Genomic DNA, 11692 nt, shown 5'->3' with positions numbered 1-11692 from the left:
GGTACACTTAGGTGGATTTAAGTCCATAACTCCGTACGTTTTTAGAGAAACACTAAGCCATAAGTATATTTATAAAGATATCAAGGTTTCGGCATTTTAACTGCGTAAGTCCTAACCATATCTTTTAAAACCGCTAAAAGAACCTCAAGGCCATGAGAAACTGGTCTTTTGGTAGAACAGTCGACGTCGTAACGGACACCTATGCCCACTTCTTTTATGCGAAAGCCTGCATTCCCAGCATCCGTGAGCATTTCGCTTTCTATTGCCATGCCCTGTGCATTGAAGCGAAATTTTCCAATTGTTGAGGCAGCAAAGGCGCGAAAACCGCTCTGTGAATCTGTGATCTGGAGCCCAGAGTTCAGGTTGGTGACCCCATCAAGAATGGTCTGGCCGATACGACGGTATGCAGGTGTGTTCTTTTCCAGACCGTACAGGTATCGACTTCCGTTAACCACCTCAGCCTCGCCTTCGACAATTGGAGCCACCAGTTTTGGAATCTCGGCAGGGTTATGCTGGCCGTCTGAATCCATCGTCACAATTATGTCAGCACCCAGGGTAAGTGCGGTTTCAAAGCCAGTTTTGAGAGCCCTTCCTTTTCCCAGATTTACTTCATGAACAATGACTTCAGCTCCAGCTTTTCTGGCAACGTCTGCTGTCCGGTCCAAGCTACCATCATCAACAACAATTACTTTGTCTGCGTATGATCTGGTAAGGTGAACCATACTTCCGATGGAAATTTCTTCATTATAAGCAGGAAGAATCACTAAAATTTGTTTGAGAGCTGTCCGCGTCTTTTGCGGATAATCACACAAAGTTACACACTCATGTCTGCTACCATTACTTGACTCCCCACTCATTTTCACACCCCATTTTGAGTCATTAAAAGAAGAACTATTAACTTAATATTTAATAGTTTCAATTTATAGAAATATATTTGGATAGAAATTTACAAAAGTTGATATTTAGGTAAATATGCCAAAATATCACATAATTTCAATAGTTAGTTAATGTGCATATACAAAAAATAAATAAGTTGTAAATTAAAAATAGTAATTGGTAAAAAATACTGGTATATACCAGAGCCCATTAAGCTAAAATTACTGTATAGGACTGAAGGGCTTGAAAAAGATGTTTTAAGATGAACAAAGGCTAAATCCCAAATGCTTTAGACGCGGAAGCTATATACATCTTAAATATATTACACTCATAGATATCATATTGTTTTCTTTACGCCTGCGGAACACAGGGTAGAGCCTGTGGACTGATAGACATATATTCCATGAAGGATTCTTCAGATTCCTGAGAATAGTCTGGAGTATGAAACAGGAAGCAAATGCGCTTTAGGTGCTGATAATTCACTCTGCACCTAAACTCAGAGAAAATAAAAGTTTATGTGCAAAACAGTTCTTTTTATTTTACTTTCCAATGCCCCATGAAGTTAACTTTTTCTTAATTTCCCTTAATTCGTCATCAGAAAAAACAAGCCCTTGGTAATGTCTCATACTTGTTAAACTGTCATGTCCTTGCCTTAGACAAACTGCAGATTCAAGTATACCTGCTGCAATCATCCAGGATTCCAGTGTTTTTCTTGTGGTTTTTACTGAAAGTCCATATGGGTTAATGCCTGCAGCAATAGCCCATCTCTGAAGGTTCTTGTTCCAAGTAGCTTCTAAAGGTGGCTTCTTACCTTCCCAGAAATCCTTTAAAATATAACTGAACATGCCTGGTAATGGATAAATGGTTCTCTCTAATTGTCTTCTTTTAGCCTTCTTTTGAGCTTCTTCAGGTAAATGGATTAAATTTCTCTTCTCATTATACCATTCTCTATGCTTGTAAAGTCTGAGCATTTCAATGTAACGCATTCCTGTAATTAAAAGAACATCAAATATTGTTTTGTGAAAATCTTTTGGAATTACTACCATTAATGTCTCATATTCTTTAGGAGTCAAAATTCGAATGTCTTTAACGTAGAGATGCAGGGCTCCGGAATCTTTAGTGTACCCAGAAGCTTTGTATTTGTTTTCCATGCGAATTACTTCCAAATAGAAATATACAGAGATTTTATTTAAACATCTGTATAAGGGAGAGATATGGTAGAAAATAGCTTTAAATTCAAAGCCAAAAATGAAAAAATGCAGAGATTTTACAATAAAACCTATGCATTTTTTTGCAATGGAACCAAGGCTTATATCTTTTTCTTGCTTAAAACAGTCCATGTAGATGTAACCAGAAGACAAAGACCTCAACAGCAATTGTCAAGACTCTTTCCTCTGGAATATCAATTTCAAGATGCATTTTTACCTCTGTAATTTGCATTTTCAGATCTGGAATTGGTACCGACTCAGAGAAAAGGAAGCATATTAAGTTAAATGTGAATTCCAGCAATAACCAGTATTTATTAGCAATTTACGATAAGTTAAAGTACTTCAAGTTACATTGTATACATACAACACTATGGCATTGCTTCGGTAATGCTTCCAATATCAGAGTCTTCAAGTCGTGTGATCGGCAGTCATCACGACTTCAGACTTTGTACTTTTCTGATTTTGGTTTCACGCTCCTTAATTTGAAATTTTAAACTATTACATTCTCATTTTACTTCAGAATTAACTATGTACTAACTCATATATAAATCTTGGTTAGAAAACTGAAATGTTTAAGACCTTTATTTTAACATTATCGTTATATCAATGTAACGATAATTAAAATAAGCTCTATTAGGGCTCGAATTTTATTCAAAATATTTATAGTTTTGAATAAACTGGATTTTACAAACCTGACTGATGTGTATTTTACTTTTATAATTTTAATTTAATTTTATTTATTTTTTTGATTTTCAACACTTTTGAAAGCTACTGTTAATCTGTATGAATTAATGTAGTGAAAGTTGACGCTTATATCCTCTGAGCTAAAAAATCAAGGGTTTTACGCTTCGTCATATAAACCAATGCGTATGCTAAATAATACTTTTAAAACGTGAAGGTTTCTGTTACTGTTCTCCATAGGAAGTGGGATACATATATACAAGTTGTACATTCCATCTTAGAAGACCAAAGGTGAATGGCAATTAGAGAACATTAATTTTCAGAAAAACGACTGAGTAAGATATCCAAAAAGTCGAGGTTACAAACACTATGGATTTTATTCTACATTATGAGATTTTTGCACTATTACCAGATTTGGAAAAGTATCAAGACAGTCTAGAATACTACAAAAATCGAGATATCTACTTTAACAGATAAGATTATGGCCATAATCAGTGTTCTGGAGACTAAATAAGCCAACTTCAAAACTCAAAATTTGCTTTTTTGACTCCCACATATTAAGTAACCAATCGAGGTATCAGAGGTAAAAGCAATATTGAATAATTCATATAGTTGAGAATAAAAAGGAGTTTGGGACGAACTCAATAACATAAAAAATAGCAAGTTTTTCATTAGAATAATACTAATTTTACAATATACAAGATTATTATTTAAATTGTGTGTGTTTTTTTATTAATACTCAAATTGGACTTCAAAAAGAAAGGTTTTTATAACTTGTCCTATCTTAATATCAATAATCATTATTTGGATAATGATGAAGTGTTGTCATATCTTAAACAATATTTTAATAAAGATATGTATTGCTCACAGGAATCTTTATGTTAACAACCATAATCTCACATAGCACAATATTTTCTAATATTGATTATTCTGGCGTCAAATCCGCAACTACAACCATCGGTATTCCCCAGTACTGGAGTGCAATTATTATTGGGCTTTTGATACTTCTGTCTTTAATGGAGATTCTAGTTGCAACTAAAAAATGGAACCGAAACATTAACCTTTCTTTTAATATTGCAATCATTCCTTTGACTCTCAGCTTTATTGGGATTCTCATTTTTAAAATAATGGAATTTATCTAATTCTGGCTTTCCAAACGTCCTTTCTCAGTTCAAACGTCTAAGTTTTAAGAAGATGACATCAAAAATAAAGTTATAAACTGAAACATAAAAACTGCATATTAAGGATATAATATAAGGTGAGGATCGTAATAAAAGTATATTATTAATTTTAAATAGATATCATGAGCTTCTTCTTATGCTTCCATAAGAATACAACAAATTTTGCAAATTCGAATTTATATAAACTCTCCATTACATACAACCCAATCAATGATATCACACACTTATGGTATTGTGGAAGTAAATACCAAAAGTAAGTGGAAAATTGGGTATGCCAATTCATCCTGTTCTATATTACAGGACTTCTAAAGCCTCTTTATAATTTCATATAGATATACAAATTCTGGCAGAGATGGTCAAAAATTCACAGGGATACTAATCAGAATTAGAAGATTTATGATTACTCTTACTACAAACCACAAGAGAATTCAAGAAGGTAAAAATGTTAAATTCAACGGATCCCCAGGACGTTTTCAGCAAGCAAGTGCCCAAGAATCTCACAGCCAACATTGTGTATTTTATAATTAGCCTCGCAAGCGGATTGTTTTTGGTACCATATTTCATAAATTCACTTGGCGTCGCAAGCTATGCAATGATCCCACTGGCGACCTCCTTTACATCTTATGTGAATCTAATTACGGTATCCCTCAATACCTCAGTTTCAAGGCCCATAACTATTGAACTACAGAAAGAAGAGTTTAAAAAAGCAAATGTAACCTTTAATACTGCTCTATTTGGAACACTTGGAATTATCTTATTAATACTACCCATAATACTACTACTTTCATACTATTCTCCGTCGTTTTTTGAAGTCCCATCCAACCAGGAAAATGCCACAAGACTCCTTTTTCTTGGCGTTATAATTGCGTTTCTATTGCGAGCCTGGAGCAGTAACTTTGGAGTTTCTATTTTCGCCTATAACAGACTTGACATTCTAAACATAATAAATGCCATAAATATCCTTGTTCAGGTGAGCCTGATAATACTGTTTTTCAAATTAGATTCTCCAAATCTTGCTTACATAGGATTAGCTTACCTGATAGCTGCCATAGTTGCCTTTGCTCTTACTGTATTTTTCTCGCGCAGGACAAATCCTCATCTTAAGATAAATATAAAAGACTTCCACAGATCAAAGGCTAATGAGATTATGGAGATGGGAGGATGGGTAATTATCACTCAGATCGGCTCTCTTCTCTTTCTCCAGATAGACCTTATAGTTGTGAACAAATTATTTGGCACTCTTGCAGGCGGGGAATACTCGATAGCTTTTATGTGGAGTTCAGTACTGCGCACTATTGCAAGTGTGCTTATAAGTATCCTTACACCAGTGATTTTAACTTACTATATTCGGGGAAAAATCGAAGAACTTATAAATTTAGCAAAAAGCGCCATAAAACTTACAGGCCTTGCACTGGCTCTTCCAATTGGTTTTATCTGTGGTTTTGCTCCACAACTTCTTTCACTTTGGGTAGGCCCTGAATTTGTAAAAATCTCACCATTAATATTAATAATGCTATCTCACCTTGTAATTAACCTTCCAGTAATGCTTCTCTTTGATATAAACATCGCATACAACAAAGTGCGAACTCCTGGAATTGTCACATTTTGGATGGGAGTAGGCAATTTTCTATTGGAACTAACACTTCCATTTATTACTGGCTGGGGATATTATGGCGTTGCAGTTGCAGGAGCAATTGTACTGACTCTTAATAACGCTATTTTTATTCCCTGGTATACTACCAAAATACTTGGGATCCCAAGAACCACTTTTGTGAGTTCCATATTCCCGGGAGTTTTGGCAGTGTTTATAATAACAGGATCCTGTAGGCTCATTAATTTTCTTGTACCTGTCTCAGGACTTGGAGCCTTAGTAATATCTGGAATCATTGTAACAATAGTATACATGGTCAGCATATGGGTTTTTACCAAAGAAAACATCGAACGTCAAATAATAATGTCTATGCTTCCTTCTACTATAAGATACAGGTTATAAGACATAGATCTGACATTTCTGGCACCTGTAAAACGCGGGTAGGACCTGTTTACTGACAGATATATATTCCATGAAGGATTCTTCAGGTTCCTAAGATAGTTTGAGATATAAAGCAGGAAGCAAACATGCTTTAAACGTTGGTAGTTCACTTGAGAGCTTGCAGGCAAATATATCTGATTATAGTTTTGTATACTTTCTTACATATAATCTCATACACATACATACATGAATACTAATCTCAATGTATGCTTATATACAAGTATACTTAAAGAACAAGGCTCTTAAGGAATTTATTAAGTGTTTTCAGACATTTATTAAGCTGAGCTCAAAATTAAAAGAAAACAAATTTAGAATAATTAATCTTATTTTGAAAAAAATATAGTATGAAATAGAGCAGAATTAAAGAAAAAAAATCGAAAAACAAATTTTAAGGATCGATTTTTATGCTTTTACTGGCTCTTCTAAATAAAGTTAAAGTACCTGACATAGTACTTCTCTCCGATATACTATCCAAATAATGTTAGTTCAATAAGATAATTATTTATAATCAGTGTATATAGTTTATATCAAAGTACAATTAAAAGAAATTTATAGTTGGGGGAAAATATGAGAATTCGAGTAATTAGTTCCAGAGACGAAGTTTTTATGTTAAATCCTAATGAGCGCATCGTTCACCTGGCCTTTAGACCATCGAACAAGGATGTCTTCGCACTCGTTGAAACCTGTCCAAAGATCGAAGTAATTCAGTTACCTAAATCTTACATAGCCACGATCTCAAAGTCCATAGAGATATTCCTTGAGATGCAGAGAATTCAGCTTATGGAAGGCGATGTATGGGGACACAGGAAAGATATTAACGAATACTACACCATTCCTATCTCAGTTACTGAGAAAATAAGGGAAATGAAAATCGAAGGTAAATCCAATGAGGATATTGAAGCAAAGGTCTCAAGGGAAAATAGACTTAACCCTGAAATGGTCGCTTATATCATGAACAAGGAAGCTCCTGCCTGAATTCCTGCAGGTGTTAGGATCTAATTAGGTTTTAGATCAATTAAATCAAATTTTTCATACTGATCGCAGCATTCATATTCCTATAAACAGATATGTAAACCCCGAAGCTAAATACTTTGGGTAGTTTACATGAACTTTGAAAGTTCAACATTTCACCTATTCAGCTTCATTGCAGATATAATACAAGACTCAATATAAGACTCAACATCACAAAAATTTGCTTCAATTTGAGCCCTTAAAATTGTTGTATATATCGAGTTTATTGCATTATTCTTTTTTACAAGATGTTAAGTTCTCTATTGCTAGCAATTTTATGTTTTTATGAAATGTTAAGTTATTTTCTTCTATAAAAGTATAGAAATATTTACAGTGAGTCGTTGTCCAGAAACAGCATATATACCAATTTCCAATGTAACGCAAAAATAGAAACAGTAAAAAGTTTAATTTAAAAAAGAAAAGTGAGTAGTAGTTATTTACTTTAGAGTATACCAATCTTCTTTTTTTCCTCAGCTATTCTTTCAACTTCATCCCCATTTACTTCCCATGCTTTACTCAGGCACCATCTAAGAGCCTTGGAAACTTTATCGGTTCCGATCGCAAGCATTATTTTATCCAACTGCTCTACTTCCAGATCGGTAAATTTAGCAGACCGATTGTGTTTTAGTTTCTCGTCACCGGTATTTCCTTCTTGTTTTCCTATTTTTCCTTTTTCCTTTTTTCCTACTGCTACAGGTATTTCTTCTCGGTTTTCTGTGTTTTTTTCAATCTGCATTTGTTGCTGCCCCAATAGAGCCCCTATGTTATCGTTTTCATCAATAGTTGTATTACCTATAGCTGTCCTCATTGAATCATCCCCCATCGCTTCATAACTTCTTCTGTTAATTTTTGGTATGCTATTGCTCCTGCAGATTCAGGTGCATACTCAAAAATTGATTTTTTGTGAGTTGGACATTCTGCTAATCTAATGTTCCTGGGAATAGTGGTCTCGAACAGAATTGCACCGAACTTATTCAGTAGCCGTTCCCTTATCTCTTTTGCCAGGGTAGTCCTTGTATCATACATTGTTAGCAGGATTCCTCCTATCACAAGATCCGGATTCAGTGCTTGTTTGACTTGCAGTATAACATTGACCATTTGGCTCATCGCATCCAGTGCATATGCTTCATGCACAGGAATAATAACTTCATCAGCTGCACACAGAGCATTAATTGGGATCACTCCAACCGATGGCTGAGTATCGATTAATATAATGTCATAATTTCCTTCTATCGGTTTTAGTAATCTTTTTAGAACTGTTTCCCTTGCAAGTTGTGCAGCTAGTTCCAGTTCAATTGTTGAAAACGCCAGGCAAGAAGGAATTATTTCCAATCCGGTTTCTACAGATGGTGAGATTATTTCTGTGATTGGCGTTCCCTGGAACAAATCCTTGATTGTTTTCTCTGCTCTAAGTCCAGGATACAAATTTGAGGATGCGTTTGCTTGAGGATCAGAGTCTATTAATAAAACCCGTTTGCCTCTTCGAGCCAACCCTGCAGCTAAATTTGTTGCAGTAGTCGTCTTGGCAACCCCTCCTTTAACGTTGTTAATGGTAACTATTCTTGCCATGCATACACCTCATTCATCTTGAAACACAAAGAACTGGATATTGTATTTGTATATACCAGTATACTTGTAAGTAAATATACTTATTTATTTGTCTGCCAGTACACAAGTATCTCTGCATTTTAGTATACTTTATAACATATAATATAACAATGATCTAACACTCTTTTCAGATACTAGACATAAAGAAAGCTCTATGATCTGCTTTTTTGTACGTATCTCATACATCTTCCCGGCTATATTCCTGTATATTTTCTTAACTGAATATTTGTATACATATATACAGGACTTATTGTTTACTTATTCACATATATACATATCTGAATACTCAAAATAGCAAATAATACTTTTCTTTAATGGAACTTAAAGAGAACAAAAATAAGATCAATAAGTCAGAACATGAGATCCTATAGATATTAAAAAACTGGACAAAGAATCATCTCAATTCAAAAAACCTGATCCTTTGATTCTTGGTGATCAGGAAAGGCTAACCACCCTTTACCAGTCAATTTATTCAAATAGAATAGTCACCACAAACAGTTTTTCTGTTATTGATTCCATACATTGGTTTATTGTATCCCGAAATCCGACACAATTGAGAAATACGCAAAACCTAAAAATTGCAGACTTAAATCAACCTATTTTTACAGAGTCCATCCCAAAACTAATTTTATCCTCAAATTAGTAAAATTTAAAAATTATTTTCGTGATCAGAAAATCTATTACTTATTGTAGATCAGGGATTCAGAAAAATCATTTTGAGTTTTGGGATCAGCTCCACAAATAAAAAACCCTCTGGATCTTTATTCACTTGATACTTTTACCATTATAGGCAACAAGACAGGAATCTGTGACGAGCCGATCTTCTATTCAATAATAGAAATTAACATACACTAGAAAAAAAATACAAAAGTATATAAGGTTGAAGTAACAAATGAAGTTCCGATTAAGAGGTGAATTATATGTGTGGAATAGCCGGAATACTTGACCTGAAAAATGAACAAGTTTCCACTAATAGAATAAAGAAAATGTGTGATGTCATGCATCACCGGGGTCCAGATGATACGGGCTATTATTTTAATGGTAATATAGGTTTAGGTCACAAAAGACTTAGTATAATTGACCTTAGCAGAGGAAAACAACCAGTTTACAATGAGGATAAAAGTATATCTATCGTATTTAATGGAGAGATTTATAATTATTTAGAACTCATAACAGAATTAAAAGAGAATGGCCACATATTTTACACCTCAAGTGATACAGAAGTAATTATTCACTTATATGAAGAACATGGTGAAAAATGTGTGGAATACCTCAATGGAATGTTTTCTTTTGCAATATGGGACAGCAACAGAAAGAAACTATTCCTCGCAAGAGACCGATTAGGAGTAAAGCCATTATATTATGCATATAAAGAAGAAAAAATAATATTTGCTTCAGAAATAAAAGCAATTCTCCAGAGTGAGTATATAACTGCAGAGCCAAACTATCCTGCAATAATGGATTACATGACTCTTACTTATGTAACTGGAGAAAAAACATTTTTTAAGGGAATCAATAAATTGATGCCAGGTTATATTCTGGTAGTAGAAAACAGCCATGTAGAAGTAAAAAAATATTGGGATTTAGAATTAAAGCCAGATTATAAACATGAAGAACAGTATTTCATAGATAAATTAGAGTATTTATTGCGTGATTCAGTAAAGATTACATTGAGAAGTGATGTACCACTTGGCTGTCATCTAAGCGGAGGTTTAGATTCAAGCACAGTCTGCTGTTTAGCTTCATCAATATTAAATCATCCAATAAAAACATTTACAGGTGCTTTTTCGGAAGGCTCAAAATATGATGAAACAAATTATGCAAAATGTGTTGCCAGTTACGTCAATGCAGAGTATTTTGAGATTTATCCTGAAGTAGAAGACTTTGGAGAGTTATTACGAAAATTGACGTGGTATTTAGATGAACCAGTTGTGGGACCCGGTGTTGTTCCACAGTATTTTGTTTCCAAGCTAGTAAGTGAAAATGTAAAAGTCGTGTTAGGTGGCCAGGGAGGAGACGAAATATTTGCAGGTTATTTAAGACACTTACAATTTTCATATGAAATGGAAATGCTGGAACATCCTTGCAGATCTTTATTTAGCATAACACGTTTTGGAGGTTTAAAGGGGCTTACCTTATTTTCTGCCCTATTTTTCCTCAATGGAACCTCATTTGAGCCGCGTAACAGGTACTTTCAGATTATCAGTGAAAGTTTCATTACAAAACGAGAATTAAACAAATTATTCACGGAAAAGTTTTACAAAGAATTAGGGGAATATGACTGTTTTAAATCGTTTTGCGAGACATTAGAAAATATTGATCGTAAAAACTACAAATATATTCCATTTTACTGTGACATAAAAAATTATCTTCCAGGGCTACTCCAAGTCGAAGATAGAACAAGCATGATGAATTCCGTAGAATCTCGTGTTCCGCTGTTAGATCATAGAATTGTTGAATTTTCTGCTACTATACCACAAGAACTAAAAATTAAAAATTATACATTAAAATACATATTCAAACAGACTATAAAGAAATGGATCCCAACCGAAATATATAATAGAAAAGATAAAAAAGGCTTTCCAACACCCACAAACGAATGGTTTAAGAAATTCAACCAAGAAATCCGAGACATCCTTTTAGATCCCGTAGCAGTGGAAAGAGGAATATACAACACGGAATATGTTGAAAAGATATTAAAAAATATAAGAGGGTCAAAGGGATTACATAAAAAATTTATTTGGAAATTACTCTGCGTGGAATTATGGTTCAAAGTATTTATTGATAATAAAGATTATTTAGAAGGCAAGACGACTATAGAAACCCTCTTAAACAAACAATCTCCATTAACTTTAACTGCATGATCAGATATATTTTGTTTATTGGTTTTCAGTCTCTTGCAGCTTATTTAAATGGATTTTTAACAGTTTGGGATAAGAATAAGCTGGAATTTCTTAAAAGGCTACTCTGCTATTATACTGAATTCTAAAGAAAGAGCTACCTTTCGTTTTGAAACCTACTGCATCTCAGAATAAGAAGGACTAACTTTTTTAAACTATTTTTGTACTTGGTATAACGCACTTTCCGCAGTAAAA

General features: G+C 33.9%; 8 protein-coding genes. 4 read left to right on the top strand and 4 right to left on the bottom strand.

Features of this window, described 5'->3' with window-relative positions; translation table 11 throughout:
- Window positions 1–80 precede the first annotated feature (80 nt).
- Together A9239_RS07300 and A9239_RS07295 are read right to left on the bottom strand one after the other, a co-directional pair.
- A complete protein-coding gene (locus A9239_RS07300) occupies window positions 81–857 on the bottom strand; it encodes a glycosyltransferase family 2 protein (protein ID WP_083250215.1) in 777 nt (258 codons plus the stop codon).
- 558 nt (window positions 858–1415) lie between these two features.
- The gene (locus tag A9239_RS07295) at window positions 1416–2216 is read right to left on the bottom strand and encodes a site-specific integrase (protein ID WP_243685385.1); all 801 of its coding nucleotides are present in this window, start codon (window positions 2214–2216) and stop codon (window positions 1416–1418) included.
- Window positions 2217–3643: 1427 nt separating this feature from the next.
- Between A9239_RS07295 and A9239_RS07290 the strand changes: the two genes are divergently transcribed.
- From A9239_RS07290 to A9239_RS07280, 3 genes are all read left to right on the top strand, one after another.
- Entirely contained in the window at window positions 3644–3907 is a 264-nt protein-coding gene (locus A9239_RS07290) for a hypothetical protein (RefSeq protein WP_048116280.1), read from the top strand.
- Window positions 3908–4388: 481 nt separating this feature from the next.
- Window positions 4389–5939 (top strand): lipopolysaccharide biosynthesis protein, encoded by a 1551-nt coding sequence (locus A9239_RS07285; protein WP_048116278.1) that lies wholly within the window; start codon window positions 4389–4391, stop codon window positions 5937–5939.
- Window positions 5940–6545: 606 nt separating this feature from the next.
- A complete protein-coding gene (locus tag A9239_RS07280) occupies window positions 6546–6953 on the top strand; it encodes a DUF1699 family protein (RefSeq protein ID WP_048116276.1) in 408 nt (135 codons plus the stop codon).
- Between the two features lie 478 nt (window positions 6954–7431).
- On the opposite strand, the gene A9239_RS07275 is transcribed toward A9239_RS07280, so the two are convergent.
- Both A9239_RS07275 and A9239_RS07270 read right to left on the bottom strand, forming a co-directional pair.
- Window positions 7432–7797 (bottom strand): hypothetical protein, encoded by a 366-nt coding sequence (locus tag A9239_RS07275; RefSeq protein ID WP_048116275.1) that lies wholly within the window; start codon window positions 7795–7797, stop codon window positions 7432–7434.
- Window positions 7794–8558 carry a ParA family protein gene (locus tag A9239_RS07270; protein WP_048116273.1) on the bottom strand — a complete coding sequence of 255 codons (765 nt, stop codon included), beginning with the start codon at window positions 8556–8558 and terminating at the stop codon, window positions 7794–7796. The genes A9239_RS07275 and A9239_RS07270 overlap by 4 nt, the downstream gene beginning before the upstream one ends.
- Before the next feature lie 959 nt (window positions 8559–9517).
- Between A9239_RS07270 and asnB the strand changes: the two genes are divergently transcribed.
- Complete coding sequence (gene asnB, locus A9239_RS07265) at window positions 9518–11461, top strand: asparagine synthase (glutamine-hydrolyzing) (protein WP_052712625.1); 1944 nt, start codon at window positions 9518–9520, stop codon at window positions 11459–11461.
- Window positions 11462–11692: the final 231 nt, after the last annotated feature.

The organism is Methanosarcina sp. A14, from assembly GCF_001729375.1.
In the GTDB taxonomy this organism is placed as follows: domain Archaea; phylum Halobacteriota; class Methanosarcinia; order Methanosarcinales; family Methanosarcinaceae; genus Methanosarcina; species Methanosarcina barkeri.
The sequence above is the reverse complement of the archived record's forward strand: the minus strand, read 5'-3'. Positions and strand labels throughout refer to the sequence as shown.

What these genes read in the sequence shown, in the direction of transcription:
- A9239_RS07300 (WP_083250215.1), bottom strand. Translation starts at nt 857, where the DNA reads ATGAGTGGGGAGTCAAGTAATGGTAGCAGACATGAGTGTGTAACTTTG.
- A9239_RS07295 (WP_243685385.1), bottom strand. Translation starts at nt 2,216, where the DNA reads ATGGACTGTTTTAAGCAAGAAAAAGATATAAGCCTTGGTTCCATTGCA.
- A9239_RS07290 (WP_048116280.1), top strand. Translation starts at nt 3,644, where the DNA reads ATGTTAACAACCATAATCTCACATAGCACAATATTTTCTAATATTGAT.
- A9239_RS07285 (WP_048116278.1), top strand. Translation starts at nt 4,389, where the DNA reads ATGTTAAATTCAACGGATCCCCAGGACGTTTTCAGCAAGCAAGTGCCC.
- A9239_RS07280 (WP_048116276.1), top strand. Translation starts at nt 6,546, where the DNA reads ATGAGAATTCGAGTAATTAGTTCCAGAGACGAAGTTTTTATGTTAAAT.
- A9239_RS07275 (WP_048116275.1), bottom strand. Translation starts at nt 7,797, where the DNA reads ATGAGGACAGCTATAGGTAATACAACTATTGATGAAAACGATAACATA.
- A9239_RS07270 (WP_048116273.1), bottom strand. Translation starts at nt 8,558, where the DNA reads ATGGCAAGAATAGTTACCATTAACAACGTTAAAGGAGGGGTTGCCAAG.
- asnB (WP_052712625.1), top strand. Translation starts at nt 9,518, where the DNA reads ATGTGTGGAATAGCCGGAATACTTGACCTGAAAAATGAACAAGTTTCC.